We start from the raw sequence: 16919 nt of genomic DNA, 5'->3' as shown, positions 1-16919 counted from the left end.
CGCTCGGTCAGGCCACCAGGCGGTCGGCCTCCTGCAGGTTCACTGAGACGAGCTGGCTGACGCCCTGCTCGGCCATGGTGACGCCGTAGAGGCGGTCCATGCGCGCCATGGTGACGCGATGGTGGGTGATGATCAGGAAGCGCGTGTCGGTGCGGCCGGCGATCTCGTTGACCAGGCCGCAGAAGCGCTCGACGTTGAGGTCGTCGAGCGGCGCGTCCACCTCGTCCAGCACGCAGATCGGCGCCGGGTTGGTCATGAACACCGCGAACAGCAGCGACAGCGCGGTCAGCGCCTGCTCGCCGCCCGAGAGCAGTGACATCACCTGCAGCTTCTTGCCCGGCGGCGAGGCATGGATCTCGAGGCCGGCCTCGAGCGGATCCTCCGACTCGGTGAGCCTGAGCTCCGCCTTGCCGCCGCCGAACAGCTTGGTGAAGAGCTGCTGGAAGTGGGTGCTGACCTGCTCGAAGGCGGCGACGAAGCGCTCGCGGCCCTCGCGGTTGAGGCTCGAGATGCCCTGGCGCAGGCGGCCGATGGCGGCGATCAGGTCGTCGCGCTCGGTCGTCATGCCGGTGATCTGCTGCTCGAGCTCGTTGGCTTCCTCCTCGGCGCGCAGGTTCACCGCACCCATGGTCTCGCGCTCGTGCACCAGCCGCTCGAGCTTGTGCTCGGCCTTCTCGATCTCCGGCAGCTCCTCGACCGACTGCACTTCGGCCAGCGCCAGCACGCCGTCGATCTCGCAGCGCAGCCGCTCCTGGATGCGATCGACCACCGCCTCGCGATCCTTGGTCGCCTGCTCGACCAGGCCCTCGCGGCGCACGCGGTTCTCGCGGGCATTGGCGAGCTCGGCCTCGACGCTGCGCATGATCTTGTCGGCTTCGGCGAGACGCGTCTCGCCGATCGCGAGAGCATCGGCCGCCTCCTGGCGCCTGGCCTCGGCCTTGGCGATCTCCTCGCCGAGCGCCGCCTTCTTCTCCTCGATCTCGGCCGGCTTGGCGGCGAGCTCGGCGATGGTCGTTGCGATCTGCTCGCGGCGCGCGTCGAGCTCGGCGAGCTGGCTGTCGGCGTCGCTGAGCCGGCTGCTCCAGCTCGCGTGGTCGTGGGCGATGCGGCCCAGCCGCTCGACCCGCATCTCCGATTCGCGCGCGAGGCGGGTGCAGGTCGCCTCGGCCTCGACCAGCGCGCCGCGCAGCTCGGCGATGCCGGCGCGCAGCGTATTCGCGGTCTCGCGGTCGGCCTGGGTGTCGGAGATCGACGACAGCCGCGCCTGGCGGAAGGTGCGGCGCATCTCGCCCTCGGCAACGTCGCCCGCGATCTCGGCCATCGCCGTCTCGGTGGCGGCAAAGCGGGCGCGCAGCTGGTCGGTGCGGCGCGCCACCTCGGCATGACGGTCGCGCGCCGCCAATGCCGCGCGCTCGGCCTGGCCGATCGCCTGCTGCGCCGCGCGCTCGGCGGCGCGCGTCGCCTCGCCCGCCTCCTGGGTCTTGCGGCGCGAGGCTTCGGCGACCTGCTTCTCGTGCTGGCGCGCCCGCTCGACGGCGAGCTTCTCCGACTCGCGGGCGGCATCCAGCCAGCGCTTCTTGTCGTCGACCTTCTTCTGGATATCGGTCTGCTCGGTCACCAGCGCATCGATCTGTTCGCGGATCTCGGCCAACCGGTTGCGCTGGCTCAAGCGCACCGCCGCGGTCGACGGCGCGCCGGCGCGCATGACGTAGCCGTCCCAGCGCCACACCGCGCCCTCGACGGTGACGAGCTGCTGGCCGGCCTTGAGACTGGGCTGCAGCGCCGCCCCCGTGGCATCGTCCGGCACGATGCCGATGAAAGCCATGCGGCGCTCCAGCTCCGGCAGCGCCTTCACATGCGCGCCGAGCGGCGTCGCGCCCTCGGGCAGCGCCGGCGCCCCGGCGAGCGAGCCCAGCGGCAGCCAGTGGGTCGGCGCCCCGCGATCGGACGAGGCTTCGAGATCCTCGCCGAACGCCGCGCCCAGCGCCTTCTCGTAACCCGGCGCGACATTGACCGCGTCGAGCAGCGGCGGCCACAGCGACCCGGCCGCCGACTTCAGCGCCGCGGCGACACCCGCCTCCTCGGCGCGCAGCTTGGTCAGCTTCGCATTGGCCTTCTGCAGCAACTCGTTGGCGGCGGCGAAGCTCGCCTCGGCAGCGACGCGCTCGACGGCGCGCGCCTGCTCCATCTCGACGCGATCGGCCTCGGCGCGGGCGACGGCCTGGCGGGCCGCCTCCGATTCGTAGCGCTCGGCCTCGCGCGCCTGCTCGATCGCTTCGGCACCGGTGCGCTTGGCCTCGTCCCAAGCCAGACGCGCGGCTTCGAGCGCGCCCTCGACCTCGGCCATCGCCGGCAGGTTCGCCAGCTCCGCTTCGATAGAGCGCTGCTGGCCCGCCACTTCCCCGCGGCGCGTCTCCAGCCGGCGCAGGCGCTCCTGCAGCTCGGCGATCTCGCGGCTGACGCTGTCGCGCAGCGCCTGGTCGTCGGCGATCTGGCGGGTCAGGCGGTCGTGCTCGCCTTCGGCCGCGACGGTCGCGGCCTGCGCCTCGTCGCGCGCGGCCGCGGCCGAGCCGGCGCGGTCGTCCTCGCCCACCCGCTCCTCTTCGAGGCGGGTGCGCTGGGCATCGAGATCGGCGATCGCGGTCTCGGCGTCGCCCTTGCGGCCGCGCTCGCGCCCGAGGTCGCCTTCGGTCTGCTGCAGCCGGGTCTCGGCCTCCTGCTGCGCCGAGGCGACACGCTCGGCTTCGGCGGTCAGGGCATCGTGCGCCACGCGCAGGCGCTGCAGCGCGGCAGCCGCCGCGGCTTCGTCGTTGCGCAGCGGCGGCAGCGACGTCGCGGCGTCGGCCTGCGCCGTCGTGGCGAGGCCGACCAGGCGCGTCAGGTCGGCGACCTGCGCCTCGGCCTCCTTCAGCCGCTCGCCGGCTTCGCCGAGCTCGCTATCGGTCTTGGCCAGACGCAGCGCCAGCACGGCGGCTTCGGCGCGGCGGATATGGTCCGACAGGTTGCGGTAGCGGCTGGCCTGGCGCGCCTGGCGCTTCAGGCCCTTGTGCTGCTCCTCCAGCGCCACCAGCACGTCCTGCACGCGCGCGAGGTTCTGCTCGGCGGCGCGCAGCCTGAGCTCGGCCTCGTGGCGGCGGGCATAGAGGCCGGTGATGCCGGCGGCCTCGTCGATGATGGTGCGGCGGTCGGCCGGCTTGGCGGCGATCAGGGCGCCGATGCGGCCCTGGCTGACCAGCGCGGTCGAGCGCGAGCCGGTGGCGGCGTCGGCGAACAGCGTCTGCACGTCACGCGCACGGATCTCGCGGCCGTTCACCGAGTAGGCCGAGCCGTGGCCGCGCTCGATGCGGCGCACGACGTCGAGCTGGTCGGAATCGTTGACCATCGCCGGCGCGGTGCGGGTCTTGTTGTCGAGGCTCAGCATCACCTCGGCGATGTTGCGCGCCGGGCGGGTGCCGGCGCCGGCGAAGATCACGTCCTCCATCTCCGAGCCGCGCATCTGCTTGGCCGAGGTCTCGCCCATCACCCACTTCAGCGCCTCGACCAGGTTCGATTTGCCGCAGCCGTTGGGGCCGACGATTCCGGTCATGCCGGACTCGATCATGAGCTCCGTCGGATCGACGAAGGACTTGAAACCGGAGAGCCGGAGCTTGTCGAACTGGACCATTTACACCACGCCTGTTGTCTTCAGGGCCTACTTGGCGAGCTTCGAGAACGCGGCGTCGAGTTCCTCGACGGTGCGCGCGCCCTTGAACTGCTCGCCGTTGATGAAGAGTGTCGGAGTCGAATTGACGCCCAGCGTCTCGCCGCCGCGATAGTCGGCGACGACGCCGTTGGCGACCGCCTCGTTGGCCAGGCAGGCCTTGACCGCGGCATCGTCCATGCCGGCGAGGCGCAGCGACTTGGCCAGCTCGCCGATCGGGTCGGAGGCCGTCGCCCACTTCTGCTGGGTGCCGAAGATCATCTCGACCACGCCGAAATACTTGTCGTTGCCCGCGCACTCGGCGAGCTGGGCGGCCTTGAGCGCCGTCTGGTCGAGCGGGAAATCGCGGTAGATCAGCTTCACCTTGCCGGTATCGACCCACTTCTTCTTCACCTGCGGCAGGATGGCGTCGCTGAAATGGGCACAGTGCGGGCAGGTGAAGGAGGCGTACTCGATCATGGTGATCGGCGCCTTGGGGTCGCCCAGGACATGGTCGGTCGGCTGGACATTGAGCAGCGAGGCCTTGTCCGGCGCCTGGGCAACCGCCTGCGGCACCGGCCCCGGGGAAGACGGGCGGGTTCCGTAAATCACGCCAGCCGCAATCGCGGCCACGGCCACGACGCCGCCGGCGACGATCAAGATATTACGCATCTAACGCCTTCCTCTCCACTACATCTTGGGAATTCAGCCTGTGGGGAGTCAAAGCGATTCAGCGCCCGACCTGGCGTAAAATCGCATCGATCCCCAGGATCCCGCCTTCGGGGTTGCCGTATTTCTGCTCGTTGATGAACAGGGTCGGCGTGAACTTGACGCCCAGGGCCTGGCCCGACTGCACGTCGCCCACGACCTTGTCGAAAAGGCGGCCGTCGGCCAGGCACTGCGGGCCGCCCAGGCCCTCCCGCTCCATCACCTTGACCACCTCGTCCTCGGGGTTCGCCGCGGTCATCCATTCGACCTGGGTCTTGAACAGCACGTCGATGGTCTCGAAGAACTTCGCCCCGCCGCACTCGGCCAGCAGGCTGGCGCGGGTCGCCGTCGAATCGGACGGGTAATGGCGATAGACGAAGCGGACCTTGCCGTTGTCGATCCAGGTGCCCTTCAGGAGCGGCAGCACCGCGGCGTGGAAGTTGGCGCAGTGCGGGCAGGTCAGCGAGAAGTAGTCGATGATGACGTTCGGCGCGTCGGCCTTGCCCATCGCATGGTCGGTCGGCAGCACCGTCAGCAGCTTGTCGACATCCTCCTGCGCGCGCAGGGCCTTCGGGGCTGCGAGCCCGCCCAGCGCACCGATCATCACCCCGCGGCGGGTGGCGACGCGGGCGCCCAGCCGCACCAGGGCGGCGCGCAGTTCGGGATCCTGCACCTCGGCGGCGCGGCTCTCGATCTGCTGCAGGGTGCGCGGATCGGGCTTGGGCAGGACCGGCGGCACCGGCTTGTGCGCCAGCGTGCCCTGCACGAGGCGAATCTCGTCGACCATGCGATGGCCGAAGTAGGCGTTCACGCGCTCGACGATCTGCTCGCCGCGATGCTGGATCTCGAGGGCCATCGCGCTCTCGACCTTGAGCCGCAGCAGCTTCGCCGCCCCGCGACCGGCGAGGAGGGCGTCGGGTTGCGTGACGCGCGCAAGTTCGTCGCCGACGATCGCCCGCCAGTCGACACGTAGGCGCATCACCGACGAACGTCCCTTGCCGCCCTTGCCGGTGAGGCCCGACGTCAACCGCTGCGCGAGACCGCCGATGGCGCGGAAGCCGTTTTCCCGCATGGACCCTTTCAACCGCTGTTCCTTATGGTAGGGGACGGCTCCTTACATGGCCATTACCCACGCTGCCAAAACCCACGCCACGCTTCTGCTCGATTGGTACGACCGACATCACCGCACCCTGCCCTGGCGCGCGCCGGCCGGGCAGCGCACGCCGCCCTACCTGGTGTGGCTGTCGGAGATCATGCTGCAGCAGACGACGGTGGCCACCGTCGGCGACTACTTTCACCGCTTTGTGAAGCGCTGGCCGACCGTCGAGGCGCTGGCCGCCGCCCCGCTCGACGACGTGCTCTCGGCCTGGGCGGGGCTCGGCTACTACGCTCGCGCCCGCAACCTGCATGCCTGCGCCCAGGCCGTGGTCGAGACGCACGATGGCAAATTCCCCGAGGATGAAGCGGGCCTGCTCGCCCTGCCCGGCATCGGCCGCTACACGGCCGCGGCCATCCAGGCGATCGCCTTCGACAAGCGGGCCTCGGCCGTCGACGGCAATGTCGAGCGGGTGATCGCCCGGCTGTACGCGATCGAGACGCCGCTGCCCGACGCCAAGATCGAGATCGCGGCGCGCGCCGCCGAGCTGGTGCCCGACCGGCGCGCCGGCGACTACGCCCAGGCGATGATGGATCTCGGCGCCACGGTCTGTGCGCCGCGGGGCGCGCGCTGCGTGATCTGCCCGCTGATGCTGGGCTGCCGCGGCCGCCTGCAGGGCATCGCCGACGAGCTGCCGCGGCGCGCGCCGAAAGCCGAGAAGCCGACGCGCCGCGGCCTCGCCTTCGTGCTGATGCGCAAGGACGGCGCCGTCCTGCTGCGCAAGCGGCCGGCCAAGGGCCTGCTGGGCGGCATGGACGAGGTGCCGTCGAGCGCCTGGCGCGAAGGCAAGCTGTCGCTCGCCGAGGCGCTCAAGGAGGCGCCGGTGCCGGCCAACTGGAAGGTGCTGGACGGCGGCGTGCGCCACACCTTCACGCATTTCCATCTCGAGCTGGCCGTGGCGCGCGCCATCGCCACGACCTCGGGGCTGGCCAAGCTCGCGCCGGGGGCCGCCTGGGTGACGGTCGACAAGATGACCGAGCGGGCGCTGCCCACGGTCATGCGCAAGATCATCGCGCATGCGGTTCGAGCGTAGCGCTGCCCAGTCCACGAGAGTCCACGAGAATCCACTCCCCCGTGGACTCCCAACCCTTTGGCGCATCGGCATTTTCGCCGAAAGTCCACGAGTCCACCGACTCCCGAGGGGCCCCTGAAAAACACACCCTTTCCGGTGTCCCACAAGTCCCACAGAATCCCATGAGGCTGGGACGCCCAAAGTGCCGATGCCGGCATCGGAGGCCCGGAGTCCCAGAATCCCGGGGGACACCCTCCCCCTCTTTGTTTTCTGGAGAATGATCGTAATCATGCGCGCGACTCTGCATCATCGCGCGTCGAACACCTATTATGGGCAATGGACTGCGGAAAAGACCGCGATTTGCGGGCCGCAAATCGCGGTCCATTGCCCATAATGGAGTCGTCGGGAGGGCGAAATTCGCCGCCGTTGATGCTCGCTGCCGCGATTCCCCAGCAAATCGAGGCTCAGCCCGCGGGAAATTTTTGCTGGCGGGAAAAGAAAATACGCCGGCGGGTCTACGGCCCGGCGCGCACCTGCTGGCGGAGATGGTCGATCGGCCGGCGGGCGCCTTCGACCTCGATGTGCCAGAAGGTCCAGCCGTTGCAGGCCGGGGCGCCCTGCACCGCCGCGCCGACCTGGTGGATCGAGCCGCGATGCTCGCCCAGCGCATTCGAGGACGACAGCGTGCCGTCGGCGCGGACGCGGGCGAGATGGCGGCCGGTGTGATCGCTCAGCATCGTGCCGGGCCGCAGCAGGCCCGCCTCGATCAGGACGCCGAACGGAATGCGCGGCTCGCTGCGCTTGCACTCAAACCCTTTGAATCAGCCTGACCGCTTGAAGAAAGAGTCTCCTGCATTGTCATTAGATGACGACGACGACGCTGATGTAGATGCTGCTGTAGTTTGCGAGCTCGAGGCGCGGCTGGGTGGTCTTTGGCCATGGTCCCGAGGCGATGACCATTTAAGCCGATTAGCTGAGCCAAGAGCTTGCTGGTTTCTTCGTCGGTGTTGGACTTCCTCTCAAGTCGTCGAAGGCCATCACGGATTTTCAGGTTAATAGCATTCGTCGGCCCGGGGCCGCGGGAATCGATCCGCACGCCGGTAATGCTGAAACCGCGCCGACGCGATTGGAATTTCACTTTGTGACCCATATAGCCGAGCTTGCCCAACTCGTAGCTCACAACATCGGCGATCTCGCGAGGTACGTGCCTCCCCGAAATCGAGAGATCGTCTACCCAGAGGGTTGGCTTGAGGCCCCGGCTCTGAACCGCGCTAGCGATTTTGTCGAACGCCGGCTTAGAGGCCCAAAATGCCAAGATCGGGCTTGCCGGGGAACCAATCGGCACTCGCCCGTTGACAGTCAGCAACTTGGTAAGCAGGCCCGCAATATCGCCTGGAATGCCGAAGCGATGGTGGAAAAGCCGGAACACAAGTTCGTCGGTCGTAGACGGGTAGTAACTCTTGACGTCGACCTTCAGAAGCTCTGCGGCATGTCGATGAGCAGTCGCATTGGTGGCTATTGTTTTCCCTCGCCGCGGAGACATGACGTACTCGGGCAAACTAATGCGGCCAAGTAGAATCTTCATGCGCTCGTGAATCTTGCGCATCTGCCCGACCGGTACCGAAAAAGTGCGTAGTTTTTCTCCGACTTGCCGATCCTCGATCTTGTAGCAATTCGATGGATCGCTTTCGACGGCAGCCACCAGCTTGTGCAGCCTCGATTTCGACGAGCCAAGAAGCTGCGCGAGTTTCCGCTGGGTGGAGAGTCCGACCAGTGGAGATTCAGAGAACGCGTATCGCTCCGAAATTGTCTTATCTGTCGGCTTTGCCATTGGTCTCAGGTGCAATCTTGGAGAGGAATCGCAACACTTTTGAGGCTATAGCGATCTTTGCCTTTCCCGATTTTGTAAGTGGGTCTACTTCCTCTGCGAAGAACATAAGCGACGATAGCGGTACCTTTAGTTGTTCACTGTAGCGCTGTAGCAGTTCCAACGTTGGCTGCTTTTTGCCGTTCTCCACTTCGGAAAGGAAGGATTGCGATACACATAGGTCTTCGGCCATGTCTTTCTGCGTCTTGTCACTGAATACGCGGAGCAGCCGCAGAGCTTCACCCATCAATGGCTTGTCCTCATTCGGTAAAACAGTGAGAGGGGACGATTCATTCGAACCAACGCACCACGTCGACCAACAGTTTCGCGATCTGCACCGCAAAGAGCCAAAAGGCCTTCGTCTGGTACCACCGCTTCTTTGATCGCCGAGGGGGCCGCTGAGCCGACTGGCTCGCCCGCAGTTCGTCGTGATCTTTGATCATGACACTACTCCTCGGGCCTCCCCGTCCGAGAGTGGACGGGTCTCGCCTAGGCCCGAAGCGAGGCAGAACTACGTTTATCCCTCTTCACCTTCCGCCCGCGGACACTCGCACCGCGGGCGAGGCCCGGGCACGAGGCTCGAGAGCTGGTGGGGAGATGGTCTCCCCTCAGGGCACCGAATGCCCCTGCTTCCTTTGCGAGTTACTCCTGTGTCATCGATCACGACGGACTAACCTTACAAATCGTCGCTTCGCCCGGCAAGATAAAAAATCGCTAATAGCGATATTTTATCCCCAAGTGAATTTTCGAGAGAAGATTGTAGGCGTCCCCTCGCCGAGGCCAAATGAGTGCGTGGGGTTGGCTAAACTTCCGGGTTGCTGCCCGGGGAGAGGGATGCCGGTTTCCACAGCCTGCACAGCAATGCAGGGCCCGTACGCGTCGAACGTGGATGTGTGCGCGGACCGATACGCCGGTAGCGAGCGGTCAACCTCGTATTCCGGCCGCGATTTCCGTCACCCGTAAGGGTCTCGGCGCCGCGACCCCGAGGGAAGAACATGGTTCGCCTCAGGGTACAGATGGTTGTGAGAATCGACTTTGCACAGATCGTTTTGTCGATCGGCGCGGTCGTAGCTCTTTTCCAATAGCAGGGCAGGCCGGCGAGAGCCGGCCTGCTTCTATTTGGCCAATGCCCTGACGTCGGCAACGTTCCTCTACAAACGCAGCTATGCGCGTGACGAGGTTCGTAAACTCAGAGACCCGCGCGAACCTGCTGGCGGAGATGGTCGATCGGCCGGCGGGCGCCTTCGACCTCGATGTGCCAGAAGGTCCAGCCGTTGCAGGCCGGGGCGCCCTGCACCGCCGCGCCGACCTGGTGGATCGAGCCGCGATGCTCGCCGAGCGCGTTCGACGACGACAGCGTGCCGTCGGCGCGGACGCGGGCGAGATGGCGGCCGCTGGGATCGCTCAGCATCGTGCCGGGTTGCAGCAGGCCCGCCTCGATCAGCACGCCGAACGGAATGCGCGGCTCGCTGCGCTTGTTGGGCTTGGGCGTGATGTCCTCGCGCGCCAGCGGCTCGATCTCCGCGATGCGCTTGCGGGCGATCGCGGCATAGGTCTGGTCGCGCTCGAGGCCGATGAAATGGCGGCCGAGCCGGCGCGCCACCGCGCCGGTCGTGCCGGTGCCGAAGAAGGGATCGAGCACCACGTCGCCCGGATTCGACGCGGCCATCAGGCAGCGGAACAGCAGCGATTCGGGCTTCTGCGTCGGATGGGCCTTCTTGCCGTCCTCGCCCTTCAGGCGCTCAGCCCCGGTGCACAGCGGCAACAGCCAGTCGGAGCGCATCTGGAGGCCCTCGTTCAGCTCCTTCAGCGAGTCGTAATTGAAGGTGTACTTCTTGGCCTTGCGATCGCGCGCCGCCCAGATCAGCGTCTCGTGCGCGTTGGTGAAGCGCTTGCCCTTGAAGTTCGGCATCGGGTTGGACTTGCGCCAGACGACATCGTTCAGCAGCCAGTAGCCCTCGTCCTGCAGCGCCGTGCCGATGCGGAAGATGTTGTGATAGCTGCCGATCACCCACAGCGTGCCCTCGGGCTTGAGCAGCCGGCGCGCCGCCTTCAGCCAGGCGCGGGTGAAGGAATCGTAGCGGGCGAAGTCGGCGAACTTGTCCCAGTCGTCGTCGACCGCGTCGACCCGGCTGTTGTCCGGCCGCAGCAGCTCGCCGCCCAACTGCAGGTTATAGGGCGGGTCGGCGAACACCATGTCGACGGAAGAAGCCGGCAGGCCCCGCATCAATTCGATGCAATCCCCCACCAGCACGCGATCCAGATTATCCCCCAGCATCGGTGGAAGATGAGTCATCCACCGAGTCGCGGTCAAGAAATTACAATGGATTCAATTGCTTATGGAATCGATCCACAAGATCGAGTCTGTTCCGCGGCTGTGAGCTACCAGCCCTAGAAAGGCCGTTCCGTACGCTAGGGCGATTTCCGAGCAGATGGAACCGCTCGCGGCTCCATCTGCTCGGAAATGCGCGCACGGGGGTTGTTGTTGCAGCAGGCATATTCCGTTCGGCTGCTTCCAGCCGAACGGAATATGCTCTAGGGAATTTTCGGCCACTGCCTTGGGGCTTCAGGCCGCCTACCTGATCGTGGCCATCTGAGGCGCGAGCGTCCGGCGCGACCAGCGCTCGCCGGGCACCTCGATCAGGTAGTGCAGCAGGGCGGCCGCCGCCAGCGACACCGCCATCGCCGCGACCACGCCTTCGGTGGTGCTCCAGCCGCGGTCGACCCCGAGGCGGATCACCTGGTAGCCGATCACGACATGCACGAGATAGAGCGGGTAGGAAATGCGGCCGAGGAAGACCAGCGGCGGCAGCGCCATCCGCCGGCCGAGGTCGGTGGTGGCCGCCCACACCGCTGTTGCGAACGCGACGGTCAGCGACAGGTACAGCACACCCGAGGCGTAGAACGCCTGCTCGCCGCCGCCGCGCGCGCTCATGGCGACGGCAGCCGCCAGGGCGAGCCAGGTCACCGCTCGGGCGCGGCCGACATGGATGAGATAGAGGCACATGCCGATCACGAAGAAATTGCTGTGGTAGGCCATCAGGATGATGGTCACCCGGTAGTGCGAAGCGGAGTCGAGCAGCAGCGGATACGCCACACCGACCGCCATCCAGCCGAGCGCGATCCACTCGACCGAGCGCAGGCGGCCGAGCGCCAGCAGCACGCCCATCGCGATGTAGAAGACCATCTCGTAGGTCAGCGTCCAGTACGGCAGGTCGACGACCCGCTCGCCGAGCAGCAGCGGCGCCATGGTCAGGTTGGCGATGAAGCGCCGCACCGTCGGCGTGTCGAGCGGCGGCATCGGCGCCACGCAGAGGATGAGCGTGGCCAGCACGAGCGCGGCCAGGAAGCAGGGCAGCAAGCGGGTGGCGCGGGCCGCCGCAAAGGCCCGCACCGTGCCCTTGCGCTCGATCGTCATCAGGATCACGAAGCCGCTGATGATGAAGAACAGCTCGACGCCGAAATGGCCGGCCTCGAGGTTCACCGGCAGCACCTGACGGCCCGGGTAGAGCACGTCGTAGTACTGCGCGTGATGATGGATCATGACGGCGCTGGCGGCGATGCCGCGCAGCACGTCGAGTCCAGCCAGGCGCCCGGCGCCGGATTTGTCCCCCGCGAGCATGTGCCGTCGATAGCACGATTGCTCTCACGGACTGGTGATCAACCTGTGATGGTTTGGGGGCGAAGCGATCTCCGCCGCAGGAAGTCGATCATCAGCCGCCAACCCTGCTCGCAGCCCGCGTCGCCGAAATGCTGCAGCAGGCCGTGCGGCGCGCCCTCGACGATCTGCAGCTCATGCTCGGCATTTGCTCGTCCGAGGCGGTCGACGAGGGCGGCGGCTTCGCCGCCGACGAACGGATCGGCGCCGCCTTCCAGCACGAAGCAGGGAGGCAGCGCCGGAAACGTCGCGAACATCGGGCTGACCAGCGGGTCGTCGATCGATACCGAGCCGATGTAGTTGCGCACCTGCAGGACCAGTCCGGGATGGTCGTTGGCGCGGGCGAGCGCGCCCGCCAGATCGTAGACGCCGTACAGCAACAGCAACGTGGACAAGCGCGCGCGGAAGGCGTCGGGTCCGCGAAGGGCCGCCGCCAGCGCGAGGTTGGCGCCGGCCGAATCGCCGCCGATCGCGACCGTGTCGCCTGCGCCGCCGTAGCGTGCGGCATTGGCGCCGATCCAGTCGAACGCCGCCGCCACGTCGTCGAGCGCGGCCGGGAACGGATGCTCGGGCGCCAGCCGGTAGTCGAGCATCACCGCCAGGAAGCCGTTTGCGGCAAGGGTCATGCCGACCTTGCGGAAGCTCAGCGCGCTGCCGAAGGCCCAGCCGCCGCCATGAAGATAGAGCACGGCCGGAAACGGCGGCATCCCGGCCGGCACCATGATGTCGGCCCGGAGGGCGGGCCCGAGCGCGACGCCCTCGTGCAACGCGCCGATCGTCGGCAGGTCGGTATTGAGATGGCGGGCGGCGAAATCTTCCCACGACCGCCGCGCCTCGTGGACGTCGGCCGGCGGGTCCCAGTTCGGGATGCCCGGCGGACCGGGCACGGTCACGCCAGTTCCTGCGCGATCGCCTTCTTCACCGTCGCCCGCTCCGCCATGCGCTGGCGGTGCCCGATCACGCGCGGGATCGTCTTCGGGTCGACGCCGTCGGCCTCCAGCCACTGCGCCAGGGTGAAGAGGTACGGGTCGCAGACCGTGTAGCGCTCGCCCATCACCCACGGACCCTTCAGCATCTCGCGCTCGATCATGGCGAAGGATTCGCCGACCGATTGCGGCACCTTGCGCTGCATGGCGGCGATCGAGTGCTTGTCGTCGGCGTCGACCCAGCGATAGCCGCGCATGCGATGGGCGTGCGCGACGTGCAGGTGCGAGCACAAGTAGTTGTTGAACGACTGGATCTCGGCGAACAGGAACGGGTCGTCGAGCGGCGCCAGCGCCGCCCCCAGGTGAGGATGGGGGAAGCTCTGCGCGACATAGACCAGCATCGCCGGCGTCTCGGTCAGGATGCCGCGATCGGTGACCAGCGCCGGCATGCGGCCCTTGGGGTTGATCTTCAGGTACTCGGGCGAGCGCTGCTGGGCGCTCGCGAAGTCGATGCGCTTCACCGCGTAGTCGGCGCCGACCTCCTCCAGCACGATGTGGGTCGCGAGCGAAATGGTGTGCGGGGCGAAGTAGAGCGTCAGCACGGCAGGTCCTCCTGCCGGGAGCCTAGCGGCCAACCCTCGCCATTCAAATGGGGAGGTGCCCCGCCCTCCGCGCGCGGTTACGCGGGCACCGCCCCGTCTGAACGGGGAGGGATTCGTCCCTCAGGGCAGCAGGCTGCTAAGCCGCGACATGAAGGGGGCGATCAGGGAGGCGTCGACCTCGGCCTCCTCGATCAGCGCCTTGACGTGGTCGCCGAACGACTCGGTGCCGTGGCTCTGCTCGAGCCGGTGCAGGATTGCGAGCAGGCGCTCGCGGCGCTCACCGTTCGGCGACGTCTCGATGGCCGCCCGCAGCTCGGCAATCAGCCTTTTGTGTCCGTGCTCAGTCATTCATCTCTTCCGCGACCGCAACTGCCTCCGCCGAGGCCGGCTCGCCGAGGCAGGCCCGGACCGGCGCGAAGCTTCGGCGATGATGTGGGGTGGGGCCGAGCGCCTTCAATGCCCGCAGATGCGCCGGGGACTTGTAGCCGACGTTGGTTTCCCAGCCGTAGCCAGGGAAGGTCTCGGCCAGCCGGCACATGTAGCGGTCGCGCGTGACCTTGGCGAAGATCGAGGCGGCGGCGATGGAATAGGAGCGCGCGTCGCCGCCGACGATGGTCTCGGCGCGGCAGCCCAGCTCGGGCGGCACCTGGTTGCCGTCGATCAGGACGACGTCGGGGACCGCCGCCATCCCGGCGAGGGCGCGGCGCATGGCGAGGAAGGTCGCCTGCAGGATGTTGATGCTGTCGATCTCCTCGACGCTCGCCTCGCCGACGGCGAAGCGCACGCAGCCCGAGGCGATCATCGCCTCGTAGGCGGTCTCGCGGTCCTCGCGCACCAGCTTCTTGGAATCGTCGATCAGCCGCAGCAGCTTGCGCTTGGCGACGCTGCGGTCGATCACCGCCACGGCGGCGACCACCGGGCCGGCGAGCGGCCCGCGGCCGACCTCGTCGATGCCGGCGATGCACAGCGTGCTCCCCTCTTGCTGGAGCTGGCCGGCATGCTGGTCGTGGACCCGCAATTCGTAGCGGAAGCTCGGCATATCCCCTGACGCGATTGCTAGACTGGAGGCATGAGCCTGATCGCCGCCATCATTGCGCAGGACCCTGTGGGCATGAAACAGCTTCGTGCAGCCCGCTCGCTCCGCCTGCCCGACTGGTGCATCGCCGCAGGCTTCGTGCGCAATCGGGTCTGGGACCATCTGCACGGCATCACGCCGCCGACGCCACTGGCCGACATCGACATGCTTTACTACGACGCCTCGGACCTCTCGAAAGCGCCGGAGGAAGCCTGCGAGGCCCAGTTGAACGCGCTCGAGCCGGCGCCCTGGCAGGTCCGCAACCAGGCGCGCATGCATGTCTGGAAGGGCCTGCCGCAGCACAAGAGCACCGCCGATTCGATGACCTATTGGCTGGAGACGGTGACGGCGATCGGCGTCCGCCTGGAACCCGACGATTCCCTCACCGTCGTCGCCCCGCTCGGCACCGACGACCTGCTCGGCCTCCAGTGCCGGCCGACCGCCTTCGGCCGCACGCAGCTCGCCGAGTACAACGCGCGCATTTCCGCCAAGCGCTGGCGCGAGCTGTGGCCGAAGGTTCGGTTCGTCGACTAAGCCGCCGCGTCCAGCGCCACGAGCGCGACCGGCTGGCCCTTGCCGCGCAGCGTTACTGCGCCCAATGGACGCGCGTGGACGGCAACGCCAGACGGTCCAGCAGCGCCTTCGAGGCGATCACGGTCTCGCCGCTCGAGCGGCAGGCATCAATGATGCGCGCGGCGGTGTTCAGCGTGTCGCCCAGGAGGACGATCTCCTTCTTGACCGAGCCCATTTCTCCCGCGACCACCGGCCCGCAATGCAGGGCGGCCCGCAACCCGACCCGCTGGCCGAACTCCCGCTCGTAGTCGGGCGCGAGCCCCTTCAGCCGCTCGATGGCCTTGAAGCAAGCCCTGAGGCAACGCGCGTTCTTCATACCGTCGGCCAGCAGCCAGGTCGCGATCAGCTCGTCGCCGGCATACTTGTGGATCCGGCCGCCTTCCAGGACGATCGCCGTCGAGAGATCGGTGACCAGCCGGTTGAGCAGGCGATGGAAATCCACCTCGCCCAGCCGCTCGGCAGCGGCGGTCGAGCCCTTCATGTCGAAGATCAGGAAGACGCGTTCCTCGACATGCGGCCGGTGATAGCGGCCGGTGACGAAGGCCAGCAGCACGTTCTGGCCGATCAGGCCGTTCACCTCGAACAGGAAGGTCACCACGAACGTGGCGGCGAAGCAGAACAGGATATCGGCGCGGCTGATGTCCACCACGCGATGAGACGGGCGGTTGGGCAGCAGGAGCTGGCCGACGGCGATGCTGGCGAGAAAGATGGCGAGATAGATCAGCGTGCGCGCCCCGACATTCAGCAGGAACGGCGCGCGCGAAAGCCGCGAGCCCGGCGTCATCAGGACGAACGCGTCCAACGAGGAGATCGGCAGGGCGATCAGCAGACCGCTCAGCGCGCCGCGGACCAGCCCGATCCCTCCTGCATGATCAGCGCGCGAGGAGACATAGCCATAGGCCGCGCCGACCACCACGCCGATCAGCGTGAGGCGTGCAACCCGCGGCAGGGCGATGCGTGTCCGGTCGTCGAAGGCCATGGCGTCCGCCCCCTCTCACAGGGGCGGAGCGCAGGCTACTTCAGATCGCGTTTCGTCCGAAATCGCGATCAGCCGGCCATCCCCGACTGCTTCATCACCTTTTGCCATGCCGGCCGCTCGACATGCGGCTTCACATAGGTTGCGAAGGCCGGCCGCTTCTCGATGATGTTGAACATCATGCCGAAGTTCAGGAACGAGGAGACGAAGAGATCGGCCGCCGTGAAATGGTCAGCTGCGATATGGCGCTTGCCGGCAACGGCTTTCTCCAACGTGTCCATGGTGAGCTGGTAGGTGCCGTAGCCGAAGCGGCGCTGCAGCTCCTCGTTCGGATCCCAGCCAGCGGATTTGTTGCTCATCGCAGGCTCGGCGCAGCCCGCGATGAAGTACAGCCAGCGGTAATAGGCGCCGCGCTCGCCCGCCGGCGGCGCGAGCTTCGCCGCGGGAAAAGCGTCCGCGAGATAGCACAGGATGGCACCGGTCTCGGTCACGACCGTGTCGCCGTGCTTGATTGCCGGAACCTTGCCCATGGGATTGATCGCGAGATAGTCGGGCGCCTTCATCTCGGGCCCGTAGGCCTTCACTTCCATGCGATACGGACAGCCGATCTCCTCCAGCATCCAGTGCGTCGTGAGCCCGCGCGACTGCGGGTTGGTGTAGAAGACGATCTCATCGGCCATTTGGACC

The 16919-nt window shown here is 67.3% G+C and carries 17 protein-coding genes; 2 read left to right on the top strand and 15 right to left on the bottom strand.

Annotation, left to right across the window (positions count from 1 at the left end; genetic code table 11):
- Positions 1-7 precede the first annotated feature (7 nt).
- From J0J01_RS07105 to J0J01_RS07095, 3 genes are read right to left on the bottom strand one after another with little or no spacing between them, the layout of a single operon-like run.
- On the bottom strand, positions 8-3664 hold the full coding sequence (locus J0J01_RS07105) for an AAA family ATPase (RefSeq protein WP_296379553.1): 3657 nt from the start codon (positions 3662-3664) through the stop codon (positions 8-10).
- Between the two features lie 27 nt (positions 3665-3691).
- Positions 3692-4351 carry a DsbA family protein gene (locus tag J0J01_RS07100; RefSeq protein ID WP_296379552.1) on the bottom strand — a complete coding sequence of 220 codons (660 nt, stop codon included), beginning with the start codon at positions 4349-4351 and terminating at the stop codon, positions 3692-3694.
- Positions 4352-4409: 58 nt separating this feature from the next.
- A complete protein-coding gene (locus tag J0J01_RS07095) occupies positions 4410-5459 on the bottom strand; it encodes a DciA family protein (protein ID WP_296379550.1) in 1050 nt (349 codons plus the stop codon).
- A gap of 46 nt (positions 5460-5505) precedes the next feature.
- Here J0J01_RS07095 and mutY point away from each other — a divergent pair, with 46 nt between their 5' ends.
- Positions 5506-6576 carry an A/G-specific adenine glycosylase gene (gene mutY / locus J0J01_RS07090; protein ID WP_296379549.1) on the top strand — a complete coding sequence of 357 codons (1071 nt, stop codon included), beginning with the start codon at positions 5506-5508 and terminating at the stop codon, positions 6574-6576.
- A 494-nt stretch (positions 6577-7070) separates the two neighbouring features.
- On the opposite strand, the gene J0J01_RS07085 is transcribed toward mutY, so the two are convergent.
- From J0J01_RS07085 to J0J01_RS07040, 10 genes are all read right to left on the bottom strand, one after another.
- Positions 7071-7307 (bottom strand): hypothetical protein, encoded by a 237-nt coding sequence (locus tag J0J01_RS07085; protein WP_365736270.1) that lies wholly within the window; start codon positions 7305-7307, stop codon positions 7071-7073.
- Positions 7308-7321: 14 nt separating this feature from the next.
- Positions 7322-8386, bottom strand: a complete 1065-nt coding sequence (locus tag J0J01_RS07080) for a reverse transcriptase family protein (protein ID WP_296379548.1) — start codon at positions 8384-8386, stop codon at positions 7322-7324.
- Positions 8367-8669: a helix-turn-helix transcriptional regulator gene (locus J0J01_RS07075; RefSeq protein WP_296379547.1), complete on the bottom strand. Its 303-nt coding sequence runs from the start codon at positions 8667-8669 to the stop codon at positions 8367-8369. Before J0J01_RS07075 ends, J0J01_RS07080 begins: the two co-directional genes overlap by 20 nt.
- 43 nt (positions 8670-8712) lie before the next feature.
- Positions 8713-8865 carry a hypothetical protein gene (locus J0J01_RS07070; RefSeq protein ID WP_296379546.1) on the bottom strand — a complete coding sequence of 51 codons (153 nt, stop codon included), beginning with the start codon at positions 8863-8865 and terminating at the stop codon, positions 8713-8715.
- A 746-nt stretch (positions 8866-9611) separates the two neighbouring features.
- Positions 9612-10700, bottom strand: coding sequence for a site-specific DNA-methyltransferase (locus J0J01_RS07065; protein WP_296379545.1), 1089 nt, complete (start codon positions 10698-10700; stop codon positions 9612-9614).
- Positions 10701-10997: 297 nt separating this feature from the next.
- Positions 10998-12044, bottom strand: a complete 1047-nt coding sequence (locus tag J0J01_RS07060; protein WP_296379544.1) for an acyltransferase — start codon at positions 12042-12044, stop codon at positions 10998-11000.
- 38 nt (positions 12045-12082) lie between these two features.
- Positions 12083-12973, bottom strand: coding sequence for an alpha/beta hydrolase (locus J0J01_RS07055; protein ID WP_296379543.1), 891 nt, complete (start codon positions 12971-12973; stop codon positions 12083-12085).
- The gene (locus tag J0J01_RS07050) at positions 12970-13608 is read right to left on the bottom strand and encodes a glutathione S-transferase family protein (protein ID WP_296379542.1); all 639 of its coding nucleotides are present in this window, start codon (positions 13606-13608) and stop codon (positions 12970-12972) included. The genes J0J01_RS07055 and J0J01_RS07050 overlap by 4 nt, the downstream gene beginning before the upstream one ends.
- A gap of 120 nt (positions 13609-13728) precedes the next feature.
- Complete coding sequence (locus J0J01_RS07045) at positions 13729-13956, bottom strand: hypothetical protein (RefSeq protein ID WP_296379541.1); 228 nt, start codon at positions 13954-13956, stop codon at positions 13729-13731.
- The gene (locus J0J01_RS07040; RefSeq protein ID WP_296379540.1) at positions 13949-14647 is read right to left on the bottom strand and encodes a ribonuclease HII; all 699 of its coding nucleotides are present in this window, start codon (positions 14645-14647) and stop codon (positions 13949-13951) included. The genes J0J01_RS07045 and J0J01_RS07040 overlap by 8 nt, the downstream gene beginning before the upstream one ends.
- Positions 14648-14677: 30 nt before the next feature.
- Between J0J01_RS07040 and J0J01_RS07035 the strand changes: the two genes are divergently transcribed.
- A complete protein-coding gene (locus J0J01_RS07035; RefSeq protein ID WP_296379539.1) occupies positions 14678-15217 on the top strand; it encodes a nucleotidyltransferase family protein in 540 nt (179 codons plus the stop codon).
- Positions 15218-15269: 52 nt separating this feature from the next.
- On the opposite strand, the gene J0J01_RS07030 is transcribed toward J0J01_RS07035, so the two are convergent.
- Both J0J01_RS07030 and J0J01_RS07025 read right to left on the bottom strand, forming a co-directional pair.
- Positions 15270-16235, bottom strand: coding sequence for an adenylate/guanylate cyclase domain-containing protein (locus J0J01_RS07030; protein WP_296379538.1), 966 nt, complete (start codon positions 16233-16235; stop codon positions 15270-15272).
- Between the two features lie 68 nt (positions 16236-16303).
- Positions 16304-16912, bottom strand: coding sequence for a glutathione S-transferase family protein (locus J0J01_RS07025; RefSeq protein WP_296379537.1), 609 nt, complete (start codon positions 16910-16912; stop codon positions 16304-16306).
- Between the last annotated feature and the right edge of the window lie 7 nt (positions 16913-16919).

The organism is Reyranella sp. (genome assembly GCF_017305915.1).
In the GTDB taxonomy this organism is placed as follows: domain Bacteria; phylum Pseudomonadota; class Alphaproteobacteria; order Reyranellales; family Reyranellaceae; genus Reyranella.
The sequence above is the reverse complement of the archived record's forward strand: the minus strand, read 5'-3'. Positions and strand labels throughout refer to the sequence as shown.

Excerpts from the sequence above, each read along its gene's own strand:
- J0J01_RS07080 (WP_296379548.1), bottom strand. The coding sequence starts at position 8,386 with ATGGCAAAGCCGACAGATAAGACAATTTCGGAGCGATACGCGTTCTCT.
- J0J01_RS07075 (WP_296379547.1), bottom strand. The coding sequence starts at position 8,669 with ATGGGTGAAGCTCTGCGGCTGCTCCGCGTATTCAGTGACAAGACGCAG.
- J0J01_RS07105 (WP_296379553.1), bottom strand. The coding sequence starts at position 3,664 with ATGGTCCAGTTCGACAAGCTCCGGCTCTCCGGTTTCAAGTCCTTCGTC.
- J0J01_RS07100 (WP_296379552.1), bottom strand. The coding sequence starts at position 4,351 with ATGCGTAATATCTTGATCGTCGCCGGCGGCGTCGTGGCCGTGGCCGCG.
- J0J01_RS07095 (WP_296379550.1), bottom strand. The coding sequence starts at position 5,459 with ATGCGGGAAAACGGCTTCCGCGCCATCGGCGGTCTCGCGCAGCGGTTG.
- J0J01_RS07060 (WP_296379544.1), bottom strand. The coding sequence starts at position 12,044 with ATGCTCGCGGGGGACAAATCCGGCGCCGGGCGCCTGGCTGGACTCGAC.
- J0J01_RS07030 (WP_296379538.1), bottom strand. The coding sequence starts at position 16,235 with ATGGCCTTCGACGACCGGACACGCATCGCCCTGCCGCGGGTTGCACGC.
- J0J01_RS07065 (WP_296379545.1), bottom strand. The coding sequence starts at position 10,700 with ATGCTGGGGGATAATCTGGATCGCGTGCTGGTGGGGGATTGCATCGAA.
- J0J01_RS07035 (WP_296379539.1), top strand. The coding sequence starts at position 14,678 with ATGAGCCTGATCGCCGCCATCATTGCGCAGGACCCTGTGGGCATGAAA.
- J0J01_RS07070 (WP_296379546.1), bottom strand. The coding sequence starts at position 8,865 with ATGATCAAAGATCACGACGAACTGCGGGCGAGCCAGTCGGCTCAGCGG.
- mutY (WP_296379549.1), top strand. The coding sequence starts at position 5,506 with ATGGCCATTACCCACGCTGCCAAAACCCACGCCACGCTTCTGCTCGAT.
- J0J01_RS07025 (WP_296379537.1), bottom strand. The coding sequence starts at position 16,912 with ATGGCCGATGAGATCGTCTTCTACACCAACCCGCAGTCGCGCGGGCTC.
- J0J01_RS07045 (WP_296379541.1), bottom strand. The coding sequence starts at position 13,956 with ATGACTGAGCACGGACACAAAAGGCTGATTGCCGAGCTGCGGGCGGCC.
- J0J01_RS07040 (WP_296379540.1), bottom strand. The coding sequence starts at position 14,647 with ATGCCGAGCTTCCGCTACGAATTGCGGGTCCACGACCAGCATGCCGGC.